Source organism: Polaromonas eurypsychrophila (assembly GCF_014641715.1).
GTDB classification, from domain to species: domain Bacteria; phylum Pseudomonadota; class Gammaproteobacteria; order Burkholderiales; family Burkholderiaceae_C; genus Polaromonas; species Polaromonas eurypsychrophila.
Genome location: NZ_BMIG01000014.1, coordinates 1 through 17,621 on the forward strand (window position 1 = coordinate 1; position 17,621 = coordinate 17,621).

Below are 17,621 nucleotides of genomic sequence, written 5' to 3' on the forward strand. Positions count from 1 at the left end.
GCGTCGCTAAAAGAAAGACCCGATGGTCCGGATCCCTTCGCTTCGCTGCGGGCAACCTGCGGTGCTCGCCAAAAACGGGGTCTCGCTCGAACTCGGCTAGCGCCTCAGACAATCGCTCGCCCTGATTCGTTTTCGGCTGTGCTCCTCGGCCCAGCCCGACGGGTGAAGAGGGAAAGAAAAAAATACCAACGCGGATTCAAGTCCGGAGTGCAGGAAGCGCGCAGCGCTTCCTGCACGGGAATCCCAAGAGACCGTCATGTTTGCACGCGAGCGCAGTGCACGCGACCAAATGAGGCTCCCTTCTCTCGCCCAGCGGGGCGAGGGAAGGGCGGGGGGTTGGGAGTGTGGAGTCAGATCTGCTGTCCAAAGCAATCCACGGCAGCAGCGTAACGCACGATTCGCTATGAATTCAATAGCTGCTTCCCCTCGTCCCCCAGGGGCTAGAGACCGATTCGATGCATAAACCGCAGGCCGGGCGGCCTCAATCGCCCTGCGTGCCCCGATGTGCCCATCCGGTGGTGTGTTTCTCGATGTAGCTGAACAGCTCATACATGATCATCGCCATCGCACCGATCACCACCAGCCCGGCAAAGGCCAGCGCCATGCGCTGCTGCGAGCCGGCGCTGAGCATCAGGTAGCCGATGCCGGAATCACCGGCCGTCATCTCGGCCAGTACCGTGCCGACAAAAGCCAGCGTGATCGCGATTTTGAGCGAGCCGTAGAAGTAAGGCATGGAGCGCGGCAGGCCGACCTTGATCAGCACGTCCCAGCGTTTGGCGCCCAGCACGCGCAACACGTCTTCGAGCTCGGGCTCCAGTGTGGCCAGGCCAGTGGCCATGTTGACGGTGATGGGGAAGAAGGAGATCAAAAAGGCGGTGAGTATGCCGGGACCGACACCGATGCCAAACCAGACGATCAGGATGGGCACGATGGCCGCCTTGGGCACGGCGTTGAAGGCCACCAACAAAGGGTAAACCGCGGCGTAGGCCAGGCGCGAGGAGCCGACCAGGAAGCCCAGCATCACGCCGACCACGATGGACAGGCCGAAGCCGACCATGGTGACCCAGAAGGTTTTCCAGGCGGCCTGGGCAATCGGGCCCGCGAACTCGGCCATGGCCTGGGCAATCGCCAGCGGGGCCGGGAAGATGAATTCGGCAATGTCGAAGAGGGTAACCACCGCCTGCCACAGCGCAATGATGGCCGCCAGCAGCACAAACGGGGACCAGCGTTCAATCTGTTTTTTACTCATGGCTGCCTTCCGTGGCCGGCGCCGGGTTGATGACGGGTGTGCGGATGGCCCCAATGTGGCTGCGCAACTCGTGCACGATGTCGCCAAAGGCCTGGGTATAAGTTACTTCAAGGTCGCGCGGGCGCGGCAAGTCGATCTCGCGCTTGACCACAAAACGGCCTGGGCTCTTGCTCATCACATAGACGGTATCGGCCAGGAAGACCGACTCGCGCAGATCGTGGGTAACCAGGATGACGTTGAAGCGTTGCTCGATCCAGAGGTCGCGCAGGATGCACCATAGTTCCTCGCGCGTGAAGGCGTCGAGCGCGCCGAAAGGTTCGTCAAGCAGCAGCATCTTGGGCTCGTGGATCAGTGCGCGGCAGATGCTGACGCGCTGCTGCATGCCGCCCGAGAGTTGCCAGGGAAATTTGTCTTCATAGCCGCCGAGGCCGACTTTTTGCAGCAGCTTGCGCGCGCGTTCCTCGAACTCCTTGCGCCGGGACTTGAACTGGCTGCGGAAGGGCTCGACGATTTCCAGCGGCAGCAGCACGTTGTCAACCGTGGTCCGCCAGGGCAGCAGCGAGGGCGCCTGAAAAGCCATGCCGGAAATCTTCAGCGGCCCGGTGACGGGCTGGCCGTCGATCAGGATGCGTCCCTTCGACGGCATCTTCAGCCCGGTGGTCAGCTTCATGAAGGTGGACTTTCCGCAACCCGACGGGCCCACGATGGCGATGAACTCGCCCTCGCGCACCTTGAGGTCAATGGCTTCCACAGCGAAGTGGTTTTGTGCCAGCAGCTCGTCGTTGTAGGCCAGCCAGACGTCCTGGAAGTCAACAAAATTGGCGTCTTGCGTGTCGTGCATGGTGGATGTGGATTCGTGATTCAGTCAAGGCAACGGCCAGCGTTCCGGGTGAAAGCTGGCCGTGTCTGATTGTCGCCGCAGGCAGAAGCTGCAGCGCACCGTGGCTTATTTTTTCGGCAGGACGTTCAGTTCCGCGATGGTGGGCAGGAAAGAACCATTCCAGATGGCGGTCGGGTTCACGCGCGTCTTGGTGTTGAAGGCATCCGACACCTGGGAAGCCATCAGCGACAGGCGTGGTCCCTGGATCTGGCCGAAACCTTCGGCGCGTGCGTCCGGGCTGTTGACCACGGTGTCGATGGCCAGTTGAAGGCGACGAGTTTCGAGCGCGGTGTTGATGATGCCGTCGCGTGCTTTGACATCTTCAATCGCGGCCGCCGGCTTGGCGATCACGTCCTTCACGCCTTTGGTGAAGGCAAGCAGGAAGGCCTTGATGGCGGCAGGATTTTCCCGGATCATTTTCGGCGAGGCGATGATGACGTTGCCGTACAGCTTCACGCCGTTCTCGGCATAAGGCAGCACCACCACATCTTCGGCCTTGACGCCGCGGGCTTCGAGATTGAGCAGCGAGGTGAAGGTGAAGCCGGTGATGGCATCCACGTCACCGCGGGCCAGCATGGTTTCGCGCAGCGGCGGGTCCATGGCGGTCCACTGCACGCCAGTAATGTTATTGGCCTTGGCGAAAATCGGGAAGGCGCGGCGGCCCGCGTCAAACACCGGGGCACCGAGTTTCTTGTTGTTGAGGTCGGCGACGGTCTTGATGCCGGATTTCTTCAATGCCATGACCGACGCCGGCGTGTTGTTGTAGACCATCATGACGGCGACTGGCTTGTTGGCGGCGTCGGGGTTGTTGGCGTGGAATTCCATCAGCGCGGCCAGGTCGGCAAAACCCATGTCGTAGCTGCCCGAGGCCACACGCGTGACGGTGCCGCCCGAGCCGTTGCCGGCGTCAATCGTGACGTCGAGCTTGGCATCCTTGAAATAACCCTTGGCGGCCGGGGTGACAAACAACGCGGCAGGACCTTCAAAACGCCAGTCGAGCTGGAACTTGATCGGAGTGTTTTGGGCAAAGGCGCTACTGCACGTGGCGGCAGTGACCGCCAGCGCGGCCAGGGTTTGGATGAAAACGCGTTTTGTCATGGGAACTCCAGATAAAAATGAATCGGCTGCTTAAACCAAGCAAAAACAATGCCTGTGCGTTTGTAAACATGGTTTGTACAGTTTATTTTCAGGCTCTATTCTCGGACAAGTTGGCCGGGATGGGCGCGGCCAAGCCTCCGTAGATACCCCTTAAAACGGGGTAAGCCGGGCGATTCGGGGCGTCTGGCCCCGGGTTTATTCCGGATTGGCCGGGCAAGGCCGCCGGCCGCAGGCGCACAACCAAAAAAGGGCTGGCTGTTATTGCCTGCCCTGTTGGGTGACCGCCGGTTGGAACCTAGGCGTCTGGCGCCACCGGGTGCTGGGCCATGGCTTCCAGCGCCTTGACGAGAGCGGAATGATCGGCCTGGCCATGGCCGAGCGCAACGCAGGACTGCATCAATTGCGCCGCGCCGGCGGTCTGCGGTAGCGCGATGCCCAGTGCACGGGCACCCTGCAGGGCCAGGTTCAGGTCTTTCTGGTGCAGTGTTATGCGGAATCCAGGGGCAAAGGTCCGTTTGATCATGCGTTCACCATGCACTTCAAGAATGCGTGAAGACGCAAAGCCGCCCATCAATGCGGCGCGCACGCGGGCCGGGTCGGCCCCGGCTTTGGAGGCGAACACCAACGCTTCGCCGACGGCGGCAATCGTCAGCGCGACAATGATCTGGTTCGCCACCTTGCAGACCTGCCCGTCGCCGGCGCCGCCTACCAGCGTCACGTTCTTGCCCATCAAGTCGAACAGGGGCTTGACCCGGTCGAATGTCGAAGGCTCGCCGCCGACCATGATGGTCAGGCTGGCCGCCTTGGCACCTACCTCACCGCCGGACACTGGCGCATCGAGCCATTCGCAAGCGAGGGCCTGGATCTTTTTGGCAAAACCGCGTGTGGCAATCGGGTCGATGGAACTGCAGTCGACCACGGTCTTGCCTTTTGACAATCCCGATGCGACGCCGTCGTCGCCGAACAGCACGGCCTCCACGTCGGGCGTGTCGGGCACCATCACAAAGATGATGTCGGCGCGCTCGGCCACGCCGCGTGCGGTGGTGCAGATGGTTGCACCCTTGTCGGCCAGTTCCGGTGGCACTTTGCCGATGGTGTTGACAAACAGCATGTGGCCGGCTTCGAGCAGGTGCAAGGCCATGGGCGCACCCATGATGCCGAGCCCGATAAAACCGAGCTTCAGTCCTGATTTGGTCATGTCATTGCTCCTGCCAGCCAGCCGAGGCCTTCGGTCGTTGTGGTTTTGGGTTTGTATTCGCAACCGATCCAGCCCGAGTAGCCAGCAGCATCGATGTGTTTGAACAGCCAGGTGTAGTTGATCTCGCCGGTGCCTGGCTCGTTGCGTCCAGGGTTGTCGGCCAGCTGGATATGGCCGATGCGTGCCATGTGCTTGCCGAGGGTGCTGGCCAGCTCGCCCTCCATGCGCTGCGCATGGTAAATGTCGTACTGTACGAACAGGTTGGGCGATGCCACTTCGTCCAGGATGGCCAGCGCCTGGTCGGTGCGTGACAGAAAGAAGCCCGGAATATCGAATGTGTTGATCGGCTCGATCAGCAGCCGGATGCCGGCAGCCTCCAGCGCCGATGCCGCGAAACGCAAATTGGCCACCAGGGTGGCATGGGCCAGCGTGCTGCTGGCGGCTTCCGGCAGCTTGCCGGCCAGGCAATTGACCTGCGGACAGCCCAGTGCCGTGGCGTAGGTGATCGCGCGGTTGACACCTTCGCGAAACTCGGCGGTGCGGCCGGCGTGACAGGCGATGCCTCGCTCGCCGGCGGCCCAGTCGCCCGCCGGCAGGTTGTGCAGGACCTGTTGGAGGCCGTTTTTCTTCAGCGCGGAGACAAGTTCTTCGGTGCTGTAGTCGTAGGGAAAAAGATACTCCACGGCGTCAAAACCGGCTGCCCGTGCGGCGGCAAAGCGGTCCATGAAGGGCAGCTCGGTGAAGAGCATGGTGAGGTTGGCGGCGAATTTGGGCATTCTGTTTCCGGATTAGTCCAACATTGCGGCAACGGCGGTGGGGGCATCTTCCCGGCTGGCGGCCAGGTCCTCGAACTCGATGATGTTGTCGATCTCGGTGCCCATGGCAATGTTGGTCACACGCTCGAGGATCACCTCGATCACCACCGGCACCTGGAACTCCTTCATCCAGGCTTCGGCCTGCTTGATGGCTGGCGCGAGTTCTTCCTGCCGATGCACACGGATGGCCTTGCAGCCCAGGCCCTCAACCACCTTGACATGGTCCACACCATAAGCCCGGACCGGTTCATCCTGGTCGGTGTTGATGTTGTCAAAGCCGAGCTGCACGCAGTAGTCCATCTCGAAGCCGCGTTGCGCCTGCCGGATCAGCCCGAGGTAAGAGTTGTTGACCACCATGTGGATGTAGGGCAGCTTGAACTGCGCGCCCACGGCCAGTTCCTCGATCATGAACTGGAAATCGTAGTCGCCGGAGAGGGCCACGATCTTGCGGGTCGGGTCGGCAGCGCGCACACCCAGCGCCGCTGGCACGGTCCAACCCAGCGGGCCGGCCTGGCCGCAGTTGATCCAGTGGCGTGGTTTGTAGACATGCAGGAACTGCGCGCCGGCGATCTGCGACAGGCCGATGGTGCTGATGTAACAGACGTCTTCGCCGAAGGCGCGGACCATGCACTGGTAGACGCGCTGCGGCTTCATGGGCACGCTGTCGTAGTTAGTCTTGCGCAGCATGGTGCCCTTGCGGTAGCGGCAGGCCGATGCCCACTCGCCGCGGTCCTTCAGCTTGCCCTGTGCCGCCCATTCTGTGGCAACTTCAATAAATAATTCCAGCGCGGCTTTCGCATCCGACACGATGCCAAAGTCGGGCGAGAACACGCGGCCGATCTGGGTTGGCTCGATGTCCACGTGCACAAACTTGCGGCCCTTGGTGTAAACCTCGACCGAGCCGGTGTGGCGATTGGCCCAGCGGTTGCCGATGCCGATCACAAAATCCGAGGCCAGCATGGTGGCATTGCCATAGCGGTGGCTGGTCTGCAGGCCGCACATGCCGGCCATCAGGGGATGGTCGTCCGGGATGGTGCCCCAGCCCATCAGCGTGGGAATCACCGGGATGCCGGTGAGCTCGGCAAACTGCACCAGCAACTCTGACGCATCGGCATTGATGATGCCGCCGCCAGCCACGATCAGCGGTTTGTCCGCCTCGTTGAGCATCGTGAGCGCCTTCTCGATCTGTGCGCGTGTTGCCGCCGGCTTGTACACCGGCAGCGGCGAATAGGTGTCGATGTCGAACTCGATCTCGCCCATCTGTACGTCAAAGGGCAGGTCAATCAGCACGGGGCCGGGACGGCCCGAGCGCATCACATGGAAAGCCTGCTGAAACACGCGCGGCACCAGCGCCGGCTCCCGCACGGTGACCGACCACTTGGTCACCGGTTTGGAGATGGATTCAATGTCCACGGCCTGGAAGTCTTCCTTGTGCAGGCGCGCGCGGGGTGCCTGGCCGGTGATGCACAAAATCGGAATGGAATCTGCCTGAGCCGAATACAGACCGGTGATCATGTCGGTGCCGGCCGGGCCGGAGGTGCCGATGCAGACGCCGATGTTGCCGGCAGCGGCGCGCGTGTAACCCTCAGCCATGTGCGAGGCGCCTTCGACGTGGCGCGCCAGGATGTGGCTGATCGTGCCCTGCTTGCGCAGCGCGGAATACAGCGGGTTGATCGCCGCGCCGGGGATGCCAAAGGCCTGCGTCACGCCTTCTTTTTCCATAACCCAGACTGCGGCCTGGGCGGCTGTCATTCTTGCCATGTCTTGTCTCCTTTGTGGAGGTTCGACTGTAGGCAGCAGGGCGGCAACGCAGAAGGGGCGCGCAAACCATAAAAGCTATTCCGTGGCGGAATAAGTGACTATCATCAGGCCATGGACAGATTGCAGGTCATGCACATGTTTGTGCGGGTGGTGGAAACCGGCAGCTTCTCGAAAGCTGCGCGTGAATTTTCGACCACCCAGCCCACGGTCTCCAAACAGATCGCGGCCACCGAGGAGCGCCTGAATGTGCGCCTGCTCAACCGCAATACGCGCGGCGTGAGCCTCACCGAATCCGGCGCGCTGTATTACGAGAAGTGCAAGATCATCGTGCGCGAGACCGAGGAGGCCGACAACATCGTGCGACTGCGCCAGAGCCAGGCCCAGGGCATGTTGCGCATTGGCACCTCGGTGGCGTTTGGTAGGCGCGTGATCGTGCCGCTGGCACTCGACTTCATGAAACGGCACCCGCAGGTTCAGCTGGACCTGAGCTTCGAGGACCGCTACACCGACCTGGTGTCGCAGGGCCTGGATGTGGCGGTGCGCATGGGCAAGCTCGCCGACTCCAGCCTCGGGTCGCGTTACCTGGGCGTCAATCCCTGGGTGATGGTGGCGGCGCCGCGTTATCTCAAGAAATACGGCACACCGAAAAAGCCCAGGGACCTGAGCGGTCACGCCGCGCTGATCTACAGCAGCGTGCTCGGGGACGATGTCTGGCGCCTGATCTCGCCCAAGGGCGAAGCGGTCACGGTGCCGGTGGCCGGCCGTTTGCGGTCCAACAACCTGTCGGCGGTGCTGGCGGCGGCGCGCAACGGCCTGGGTATTGCCGCCATGCCGCGTTATGTGGCGGCCGATTCGCTGGCCTCGGAGCAGGTGCTGGAAGTACTCGCCGACCACAGCCTCCCGGAGCAGGAGATCCACGCCGTGTTTCCGTCACCCAAGCTGGTGCCGGGCAAGGTGCAGGCCTTTGTAGCCTATCTGCAGGGCAGGTTCGCCGAACGCTGGTGGGAGACCTTGCCGAAAGCCTGAAGCAACCCTTTTTTATGAAGAAAAAAGGCCCCAAGCCCTTGTCCGGCCTACATAAACAGCTATCAAAAATGGAGCTTTATCAACTCAGCAACTCGCGCAGCGTGCGCGCGATCACCTTGGTCGCCTTGCGCAGATCTTCCAGCGCGAGGCGTTCGTCAGCGCGTTTGGCGTGGGACTCCAGCACGGTGCGCGGTCCGGCGCCATAAATCACGCCCGGAATGCCGGCTTCGGCATACAGGCGCACATCGGTGTATAGCGGCGTGCCCATGACCGGAATCGGCTCGCCAAACACGGCCTGCCCGTGTTTCTGGATGGCATCGACCAGCGGCTGGTTGCCGGGCAGCGGCTTCATCGCGTTGGCCAGCAACAGACGCTTGATTTCGACCTCGATGCCGGGGCTCAGGGCCGCCGCATCGGCAATCACCTTGCGGATGCTTGCTTCGACTTCGACCGGATTCTCCTCGGGGATCATCCGGCGGTCCAGCTTAAACATCACCTTGCCGGGCACGACATTGGTGTTGGTGCCGCCCTCGATGCGGCCCACGTTCAAATAAGGGTGGGTGATACCGGTGACCTGCGAGCTGACTTTTTTGTACAGTGTGTTCTGCGCATATAACGCGTTCAGAATCTGCACGGCACCCTGCAGGGCATCGACGCCGCTGGCCGGTATCGCCGCATGCGCCATCTTGCCGTGCACGGTGACTTCCATCTGCAGGCAGCCGTTGTGCGCTGTGACCACTTCATAGCTGAAGCCGGCGGCGATCAGCAGGTCGGGACGAGTCAGCTTGTTGCGCAGCAGCCAGCCGGGTCCCATCTCGCCGCCGAACTCTTCGTCATAGGTGAAATGTAATTCCACACCACCCTTCAACGGCAGGCCCAGCGACTCGAGTGCACGCACCGCAAATGTGAAGGTCGCGAAATCGGACTTGCTGACGGCTGAGGCGCGACCGTAGATGTTGCCGTCTTTTATTTCCCCGCCATACGGGTCGCAGCTCCAGCCTTCGCCGGGCGGCACCACGTCGCCATGGGCATTGAGCGCCACGACCGGACCCGGTCGTTCTCCATCCTTGCGGCTTTTGCCGTACGGACGGCGCACGATCAAATTGGTCAGCGACTCCAGCCCGTAAGCCTGCACGTCAGCAGCCGGTACCGGGTGTTTCTCTGCCTCGAATCCGAAAGCCTTGAGCAACTCGGCGGTGCGTTCGGCATGCGGCGCATTGTCGCCAGGCGGGGTTGGTGTGGGGACGCGGATCAGTTCCTGCAGGAAGCGCACTTCTTCGTCGAAGTGGGTATCGATCCAGGCGTCCAGCTTGTCGTCGTTTGTCATAAGGCCCCCACGCCTTGAACTACAGGGCTGCCCCCCGAGGGGGCGCGACCTTGCTTGAAGCGGTTCTGCGCTGCGGTCATGAGGTCTCTGTCGCGAGTTGGTTCAGTAGATGCTGGAAGGCCTGGACGGCCAGGTCGATGTCGTCGCTGGTGGTGCTTTCCAGCGGGTTGTGGCTGATGCCGGCGTTCTGCCCGCGCACAAACAGCATGGCCTGCGGCATGACCTCGTGCAGCTTCATGGCGTCGTGGCCGGCGCCACTGGGCATTGCATAGATGGGCACACCCAGGCTGTCCACGGCACGCTCCCAGCGCTGCTGCCACTCCGCCGTGCTAGGAGCGGCTGCTGCGCGCATGGTTTCTTCCGCTGTGTGAAACACGCCGCGCCGCTCGCAAATCGCTCCCAGTTCTGCCAGCACGTCGCTGACCATGGCGTCACGCTGCGCATCGTTGGGCGCGCGCAGGTCCAGCGTGAACTGGCAGCGGCCCGGCACCACATTGGTGGAGCCGCCGGGTACGTTCAGGATGCCGATGGTGCCGACCGAGTCGCCGTCGCGGGCAGCGCGTTGCTCCACATACAGGGCGAGTTCGGCCACCGCCACGGCGGCGTCTCGGCGCCGGTTCATCGGTGTGGTGCCGGCGTGGCTGGCCATGCCGGTCACTTCACACAGGTAACGCACGCCACCATTGATCGAGGTGACGATGCCCAGCGGGATGTCGAGTTCGTTGAGCACCGGGCCCTGCTCGATATGGACTTCCACAAAGCCGAGGTAGTCCGATGGATTCCGCTGCAGCGCTTTGATGGCCTCCAGCGTTGCGGGCAGGCCTGCGTGTTGCATGGCTTCGCGCATGCTGATGCCGTCTGCGTCTTTTTGCTCCATCCAGACCGGGTTGAACTGGCCGATCAAGGCACCCGAGCCGAGAAAAGTGGCCTTGTAACGCTGGCCTTCTTCCTCGGCAAAACCGATGACTTCGAAGTCGAAGGGCAGACGCGCGCCGCGGCGCGACAGTTCGGCCACGCAGGCCATGGGCGTGAAGATACCCAGGCGCCCGTCGTATTTGCCGCCGTTGCGCACGGTGTCGTAGTGCGAACCCGTCATCAGGGTTTTGGCGCCCGGCTTCGACGCTTTGTACCGCCCCACCACGTTGCCGACGGCGTCGATCGTGACTTCGTCGAAGCCGCTGTCGCGCATGGCCTGGCTGATCAGGCCGGCGGCCGAACGGTGCGCGTCGGTCAGGTAGGTGACCGTGAGCTGGCCTTTCTCGATGTAGCCGGGGTCGCTGAAGGCACTCAGTGCTTCCTGCCAGTCCCAGACCTGGTGGCCCAGCCGGGGTTCTATGCCGAACTTGTCGTTCAGGCGCAGTTCCACTATGCGGTGGATGTTGCGCAGCGACTCGGCCAACTCGAAGTCGGCGTGATTGGCCAGGCGCCGCTCGAACGTGGCGATGATCTCTTGCCGTGCCAGTCCGGTGCCGCGCGGGCCGCGCACTGCGAGGATGAAGGGAAAGTCGAATTTGGTGTCGTACGCGGCATTGAGCGCCTGGATTTTTTCGAACTCCTGGGGGCTGCAGTGGGTCAGGCCCGCCTGGTTCTGTTCATTCGTCGATTCAGCCGTCAGCGCCTGGCTGACCATGGCCTTGCCCGCGAGTTCGGGATGGGCGCGGATCAGGGCCAGTTGCGCCTCGCGACCGGCGTCGTGAACAATACGCGCCATCGCGTGTTTGAGTTGCGGCAGGGACCGGAAGGGCCGCTGCCCGAGCGCCGCTTCGGCTATCCACGGCGAGTGTTCATACAAGCCGTCGAGCAGTGAGGCAGCCTCGGCGATCGGCGCGGTGTTGATGTGTTCCAGTATGAGGGCCATGGTCAATCTTTGAAAGGGTGGACGTGTTGCCAGTGCCGGGCAATGTCGATGCGGCGGCAGATCCAGACACGCTCATGCCGCTGGATGTGGTCTAGGAATTTCTGCAGCGACACGATGCGACCGGGCCGGCCCAGCAGGCGGCAGTGCATGCCTATGCTCAGCATCTTCGGCGCGTTCATGCCGTCCGGGTCGCCCTCGGCGTACAGGGCATCAAAGCTGTCGCGCAGGTAGGTGAAAAAATCATCGGCTTGCGAAAAGCCCTGGGGCAGGGCAAAACGCATGTCGTTGGTGTCCAGCGTGTACGGGACGACCAGCCGTGGCACCACTTCGCCGTCGCTGCGGGCTACTTTCATCCAGAAGGGCAGGTCGTCACCGTAATAGTCGCTGTCGTACGCGAGGCCGCCATCGTCGGCGACCAAGCGGCGCGTGCGTGGGCTGTCGCGGCCGGTGTACCAGCCGAGCGGGCGCTGGCCCGTCATCTGCGTGATGATGTCCATGCCAAGGCGCATGTGTTCGCGCTCGGTGGCTTCGTCCACACTTTGGTAGTTGATCCAGCGCAGGCCGTGGCAGGCGATTTCGTGACCGAGTTCGACAAACGCTGCCGTCAATTCCGGATGGCGTTGCAGCGCCATGCTGACGCCGAACACGGTCAACGGCAAATTGCGCTTTTCAAACTCGCGCAGGATGCGCCAGACGCCCACGCGTGAGCCGTATTCGTAAATGCCTTCCATCGTCAGGTGCCGCTCGGGGTAACTCGGCGGGTTGAACATTTCCGATAAAAACTGCTCCGAGCCAGCGTCGCCGTGCAGCACCGAGTTTTCGCCGCCTTCCTCGTAGTTCAGCACAAACTGCACGGCGATGCGCGCCCGGTTCGGCCACTGCGCATGCGGCGGCGTGCGGCCGTAACCGATCAAATCTCTGGGGTAAGACATTGCCCCCACGCTTGTCGCTTCGCGTACTACGCTGCCCCCCGAGGGGGCTAATTTTCCTTGGGGCGGCCCGGCGGAAAATTGTGCTGGGTTGCCGGCAGAAGTGGTCATGAAAGTGCCATGGAGATATCGTTGCTCGGGACCTTGCGGTCAAAGGTCAAACTCTGTTCGACATGCAGCAGGTGTTCGTCCATCAGGCGCACGGCGAGCTCCTCGTCTTTGGCGGCAAGCGCCTTGACAATCTCGGCGTGTTCCTCGCTCGAGTGTTCGGCTGCACTGGCGCTCTGGTACATCAGCGTGATCAGCGCGCAGCGAGACACCAGCTCGCCCAGCATTTGCGCCAGCACTTCGTTGCCCATCAGTTCGGCCATGCGCACATGGAAGTCACCCAGCAGCTCGGTGCGGCCGGCCACATCGTTGCTGGCCACGGCGGCTTTTTCCTGTGCCACATGTTCCCTGAGTGCGCGTATCTTCGCCGGCGTGGCCTCGCGCACAAAGGCGCGTGTCATTTCGGCTTCCAGCATGCGGCGCACGGCAAACACCTGGCGCGCTTCGTTGACGGCCGGCGCCGCGACAAAGGCGCCGCGTGCGGGTTCCAGCCGGATCAGCCGGTTTTGCGAGAGCAGGAACAGGGCCTGCCGCACCAGGGTGCGCGACACGCCAAAATGGTCGGCCAGCTTCTGTTCCGCAAGCTTGGTGCCCGGATGCAGGCGGTGATCAACGATGGCGCGCGTCAGCGCTTCAACGATGGCGCTGGTGGTCGAGGTTTCCATGCGCCAGATGATAGCTCAAAGCCCGAAAAAGTGTATACACTTCTGTTCACGACATACCACCGGGGAAACTTCAATGGGCCTGAGCACACATGTGCTGGATACCATGCACGGCACGCCGGCCGCCGGCATGGCCGTGGAGCTGTACACCACCAGCGGCGCGCAGGCAACGCTGGTTAAGTCCTTTGTTCTGAACAGCGATGGCCGCAACCCGGACGGCCTGCTTTATGACAACAGCAGCCTGCAGCGTGGCACCTATCGGCTGGTGTTCGATGTGGCGGCCTACTTCGCCGCGCGCGGCGTGACCCTGCCGGAGCCGAACTTTCTGAACAAGGTGAGCCTGGATTTCGGCGTTGCCGATACCCGCCAGCACTACCATGTGCCGCTGCTGGTCAGTCCGTGGAGTTATTCCACGTATCGGGGGTCGTGAAGAGGTGCGACGTGTTTGCCTGTCATTGCGGGCTCCGATCAGAATCCTTTCCGTGTAATGCCAATTACACAGTAATTACCCTTGGTTTGCGTCGCACCCCTGTCAATATTGACAGGGGTCAACCAAACGCCTCCCTCGTTTTGTAGATAAATCAGCATCGTTCGCGATGTTTCAAACGAATGCTTCGCGCATACGAATTGAGGGAGGACCCGCAAGGCATTGTGGGTTAGGGAGCAATGCAAAAAAAATATGCACAAGCGGATTTTGTGTGGGCGCTGCAAACCTTGTGCGCGGTGCACCGCCGCCCGTTTGATGCGCAATTGTTGCTGCAGCAGTTTCCGCCGCCGTATGACGAAGCCGCGCTTGTGCGCGCAGCGCGTGGCCTGGGTTTCAAGACGCAGCTTCGCGCCATAGCCCCTCAGGTACTCGACCAGTTGCCCATGCCCTTGCTGGTGGAGTTGCGTGATGCCAGCACGCCGTCTACAGATGCAGATGCAGATGCGGCAGAAGGCGTCCCCGACATCACGCCGTCCGCCTTCACACTGGGCGTTGTGGTTGCAGTCAGCAGTGACCAGGTGGTCTGGCTGCCGGCCAACAGCCAGGCGCCGCTGACCACGCCCAGGGCCGAATTTTCACCAACCCTGAGCGGCCAGGCTGTGCTGCTTTATTCTGAAGACGAAGCCGTGCGCGACCCTGACGCTGCTTCGGCTGCCGGTCCGTCCTTCGGCTTCAGCTGGTTTGTGCCAGAGCTGCTCAAGCATCGCAAGGTGTGGCATGAAGTGCTGGGCGCCAGCCTGGTGCTGCAACTGCTGGCGCTGGGCCTGCCCCTGTTTACCCAGGCCATCATCGACAAAGTGGTGGTGCATCGCACCGAGAGCACACTGATTTCCCTGGGCATAGGCATGGTGGTGTTCATGCTGTTTACTGCGCTGCTGACCTGGGTGCGCCAGTATGCGATTTTGCACACCGGCAACCGGGTCGATGCGGTGCTGGGTGCGGCGGTTTTCCAGCACCTGTTCCGCCTGCCGCCCAAATATTTTCAGAACCGGCCCACCGGCGTCATTGCGGCGCGGCTGCATGGGGTAGAGACCATACGCGAGTTCATTGCCTCGGCAGCAGTCACCATCATTCTGGACCTGCCGTTTTTGTTGATCTGCATGGGCGTGATGTTCTATTACTCGGTCACGCTGACACTTATCGTGCTGGGCATTCTGACCGTCATTGCGCTGCTTTCGTTTCTGGTGGCGCCCATTTTCCAGACGCGTCTGAACCAGCAGTTCATGCTGGGCGCCCGCAACCAGGCTTTCCTGACCGAATACATCGCGGGACTGGAAACCGTCAAAAGCCTGCAGTTTGAGCCGCAACTACAAACCCGGTATGACGGCTACCTGGCCACCTACCTGCAGTCAGGCTTTCAGACCAAACAGATCGCCAACACCTACAACGTGGTGGCCAACACGCTGGAGCAGATGATGACGCTGCTGATCCTGGTGACAGGCGCGTGGATCGTCATGCACCCAGACACCGTTTCTCTGGCTGCGGGTACAGGCACCGTCTTCACCATAGGCATGCTGGTGGCCTTTCAGATGTTTGCCGGCAAGCTCAGCCAGCCCATGCTGCGTATGGTCGGCCTGTGGCAGCAGTTTCAGCAAGCCAGCCTGGCGGTGGACAGGCTAGGTGATTTGATGAACGTGCCGCCCGAGCCCTACCGCCTGGCGCCCAGCCGCAAAAGCGAGGCGCGCGGCGAGATAGAGCTGATAGACATCGGCTTTCGTTATGCGGCTGATTTGCCGCTGCTGTATCGCAACGTCAACCTCACGATCACGCCCGGCCAAACCGTCGCCATCATGGGCCCCAGCGGCACCGGTAAATCCACGCTGACCAAACTGCTGCAAGGCTTTTACCGGCCGACCGAGGGGCAAATAAAAGTCGATGGCATCGACATCCTGCACCTGAGCGCCAATGAGCTGCGCGCCAACTTTGGCGTGGTGCCGCAAGAGACGGTGCTGTTCAGCGGCACGGTGTACGACAACCTGATCATGGCCAACCCGCACGCCAGCTTTGACCAGGTGGTCCAAGCCTGCCAGATGGCGGAGATTCATGATGCCATCCAGGCGCTGCCCCAAGGCTACCAAACTGAAATTGGTGAGCGCGGCGCCGGCTTGTCTGGCGGGCAAAAGCAGCGCCTGGCCATTGCCCGTGCGCTGCTCAAAAAACCCAAGGTGCTGATTTTTGACGAAGCCACTAGCGCGCTGGACGCACAAACCGCCAACTCCTTTGCCACCACCGTCAACGCCTTGCGCGGCAAGGTCAGCATGTTGTTTGTCACGCACGCGCTGCCCAAGACCCTGCAGGTGGACGAGATTTTTGTGATTGGCGGCGGGCACCTCAAGAAGGTCATTCAGCCGAAGGCGGTTGCATGATAACTACGCAGCTCGTCCTGCTTCACTGTCATGCCGGACCCCGGATCAAGTCCGGGGCAGGCTCTGATCCGGCGTCCATGACGCGCGGGCATGGATTGCGGGTCGAGCCCGCAATGACAAGTTCTGTTGCCATCCCCGACCCTGGCTGTCATCCCGGACTCGATCCGGGATCCATGCCGCATGAACCAAGGCAGTGGCCTGCGAAGCGTGGATTGCGTGTCAAGCCCGCAATGACAGCCAAACGAACAGTATTGCTCCTGGCCGTCACCCCAGCCCTCTCCCAAAGGGCGAGGGAGCAAGAAAGGCGTATTGCACGCACCGAGCTGGGTGAAGTGGCATGAGTAACTTGACCCAAGCCTTGACCAAACGCCTGCTGCCAGACGCGGCCGAGTTTTCCCCCGGCCTGCTGGCCATTCAGGAAAGCCCCATGCCCAAGCTGCCGCGGCTGATTTTCTACCTCGTCGCCGTGCTCTTCACCATCTTGCTGGGTTGGGCCATCTTCGCCAAGATAGACATCGTTGCCGTGGCCGAAGGCAAGCTGGTGCCTATCAGCTACACAAAAATTGTGCAGCCGGCGGAGGCCGGCGTGGTGTCCGACATTCTGGTGAAAGAGGGCGACCAGGTGCAAGCCGGGCAGGTGCTGATCCGGCTGGACCCGACCATGACAGGCGCCGACAGCCGCAGCCTGGCCAGCGAGTTGACTTTGAAGCGCCTGACGCTCCGGCGCGTGGACTCGGAACTGGCGGGCACACCGCTGGCCATCAAGGACGGCGATGAACCCGCCATGATTACCCAGGTGCAAGCCCAAGCCAACGCACACCGCCAAGCCTTTACCGATGCGCTGGCGCAAGAAGTGGCCACCCGCGAGCGCGCGCAAAACGAGCTTCGCGCCGCACAAGAGACCCTGACCAAACTCAAGACCACCTTGCCCAGTTACGAGCAAAGCGCCAAGGCGCACAGCAAGCTGGTGGCAGAAGGGTTTTTAAGCCCGATAGCCGGCAACGACAAAGAGCGCGAGGCCATCGAAAAGTCCCAAGACCTCAAGGCGCAGGCCGCCACCGTGCAGGGCCTGCTGTCCACCATCACCGCGCAAGACAAAAAAATCGCCGGCCTGTCCAGCACCTTCCGCAGCCAGCTGTTGATAGAGCGCACTGAGGCCATGGGCCAGCTCGCCAAGCTGGAGCAAGACACGCAAAAGATGGGCTACAAGACCGGCTTGCTGGAGCTGAAGGCGCCACAAGCCGGCATCGTCAAAGACGTGGCCACCACCAGCAAGGGCGCCGTGGTTCAGCCCGGCATGGTCTTGCTGACCCTGGTGCCCAAGGGCGAACAACTGCTGGCCGAGGTGCAGGTAAAAAATGAAGACGTGGGTTTTGTGCAGACAGGCCAGCAGGTTCGCGTCAAGGTCGCTGCCTACCCCTTTCAAAAATACGGCTTGATAGAAGGGCGCATTCAAACCCTGGCGCCCGACGCGCAATCAAACACCACCAACAATCCCGGCCAGGCCGTACCGCAGGGCTACAAAGCGCTGGTGAAGCTGGACACGCAATTTCTGGAATCCCTCAACGGTGACACCAGCCAGCGCAAGGGCCTGGAGGCGGGCATGCAAGTCGCCGCAGAAATCCACCAGGGGCGCCGCACCATCATGGAGTATTTGCTGAGCCCGGTGCAAAAGGTGTCGGCTGAGGCGGGGAGGGAGCGGTGAAACGAGTGTTGAAAGCTGATTCAAAATTTTCTAACAAGGACAAGTCGTTATGAGGAAACCGAAGTCTTTAAAGACCCATCGACGACACCAATGCGCAGAAAAAAGACGGCACCCTTCCTACGACACTGGTCGGGTGCACGTTAAAAACATGA

At 61.8% G+C, this 17,621-nt stretch carries 14 protein-coding genes; 4 read left to right on the plus strand and 10 right to left on the minus strand.

Annotated elements, in window-relative coordinates; translation table 11 throughout:
• Positions 1–481 precede the first annotated feature (481 nt).
• The 6 genes from IEX16_RS16105 to gcl form a co-directional block, all read right to left on the minus strand.
• Complete coding sequence (locus IEX16_RS16105; protein WP_188709509.1) at positions 482–1,249, minus strand: ABC transporter permease; 768 nt, start codon at positions 1,247–1,249, stop codon at positions 482–484.
• Positions 1,242–2,090, minus strand: a complete 849-nt coding sequence (locus IEX16_RS16110) for an ABC transporter ATP-binding protein (protein WP_188709510.1) — start codon at positions 2,088–2,090, stop codon at positions 1,242–1,244. Before IEX16_RS16110 ends, IEX16_RS16105 begins: the two co-directional genes overlap by 8 nt.
• 105 nt (positions 2,091–2,195) lie before the next feature.
• A complete protein-coding gene (locus tag IEX16_RS16115) occupies positions 2,196–3,227 on the minus strand; it encodes an ABC transporter substrate-binding protein (protein WP_188709511.1) in 1,032 nt (343 codons plus the stop codon).
• Positions 3,228–3,522: 295 nt separating this feature from the next.
• Positions 3,523–4,425 carry a 2-hydroxy-3-oxopropionate reductase gene (locus tag IEX16_RS16120; protein ID WP_188709512.1) on the minus strand — a complete coding sequence of 301 codons (903 nt, stop codon included), beginning with the start codon at positions 4,423–4,425 and terminating at the stop codon, positions 3,523–3,525.
• A complete protein-coding gene (gene hyi / locus IEX16_RS16125; protein WP_188709513.1) occupies positions 4,422–5,201 on the minus strand; it encodes a hydroxypyruvate isomerase in 780 nt (259 codons plus the stop codon). Before hyi ends, IEX16_RS16120 begins: the two co-directional genes overlap by 4 nt.
• Positions 5,202–5,213: 12 nt before the next feature.
• On the minus strand, positions 5,214–7,001 hold the full coding sequence (gene gcl, locus IEX16_RS16130) for a glyoxylate carboligase (protein ID WP_188709514.1): 1,788 nt from the start codon (positions 6,999–7,001) through the stop codon (positions 5,214–5,216).
• A 111-nt stretch (positions 7,002–7,112) separates the two neighbouring features.
• On the opposite strand from gcl, the gene IEX16_RS16135 reads away from it, so the two are divergent.
• Positions 7,113–8,027 (plus strand): LysR family transcriptional regulator, encoded by a 915-nt coding sequence (locus IEX16_RS16135; RefSeq protein ID WP_188709515.1) that lies wholly within the window; start codon positions 7,113–7,115, stop codon positions 8,025–8,027.
• A 79-nt stretch (positions 8,028–8,106) separates the two neighbouring features.
• On the opposite strand, the gene IEX16_RS16140 is transcribed toward IEX16_RS16135, so the two are convergent.
• The 4 genes from IEX16_RS16140 to IEX16_RS16155 form a co-directional block, all read right to left on the minus strand.
• A complete protein-coding gene (locus tag IEX16_RS16140; protein ID WP_188709516.1) occupies positions 8,107–9,354 on the minus strand; it encodes a M20 family metallopeptidase in 1,248 nt (415 codons plus the stop codon).
• Positions 9,355–9,430: 76 nt separating this feature from the next.
• Positions 9,431–11,212: a 2-oxo-4-hydroxy-4-carboxy-5-ureidoimidazoline decarboxylase gene (gene uraD / locus IEX16_RS16145; protein WP_188709517.1), complete on the minus strand. Its 1,782-nt coding sequence runs from the start codon at positions 11,210–11,212 to the stop codon at positions 9,431–9,433.
• A gap of 2 nt (positions 11,213–11,214) precedes the next feature.
• A complete protein-coding gene (gene puuE, locus IEX16_RS16150) occupies positions 11,215–12,144 on the minus strand; it encodes an allantoinase PuuE (RefSeq protein WP_188709518.1) in 930 nt (309 codons plus the stop codon).
• A gap of 104 nt (positions 12,145–12,248) precedes the next feature.
• Positions 12,249–12,914, minus strand: a complete 666-nt coding sequence (locus IEX16_RS16155; RefSeq protein ID WP_188709519.1) for a GntR family transcriptional regulator — start codon at positions 12,912–12,914, stop codon at positions 12,249–12,251.
• Positions 12,915–12,987: 73 nt separating this feature from the next.
• Here IEX16_RS16155 and uraH point away from each other — a divergent pair, with 73 nt between their 5' ends.
• The 3 genes from uraH to IEX16_RS16170 all read left to right on the plus strand — a co-directional run bounded on the left by uraH (position 12,988) and on the right by IEX16_RS16170 (position 17,469).
• Positions 12,988–13,341 (plus strand): hydroxyisourate hydrolase, encoded by a 354-nt coding sequence (gene uraH / locus IEX16_RS16160; RefSeq protein WP_188709520.1) that lies wholly within the window; start codon positions 12,988–12,990, stop codon positions 13,339–13,341.
• Between the two features lie 236 nt (positions 13,342–13,577).
• Positions 13,578–15,764 (plus strand): peptidase domain-containing ABC transporter, encoded by a 2,187-nt coding sequence (locus tag IEX16_RS16165; RefSeq protein ID WP_188709521.1) that lies wholly within the window; start codon positions 13,578–13,580, stop codon positions 15,762–15,764.
• A 337-nt stretch (positions 15,765–16,101) separates the two neighbouring features.
• Positions 16,102–17,469, plus strand: coding sequence for an HlyD family type I secretion periplasmic adaptor subunit (locus IEX16_RS16170; RefSeq protein WP_188709522.1), 1,368 nt, complete (start codon positions 16,102–16,104; stop codon positions 17,467–17,469).
• Positions 17,470–17,621: the final 152 nt, after the last annotated feature.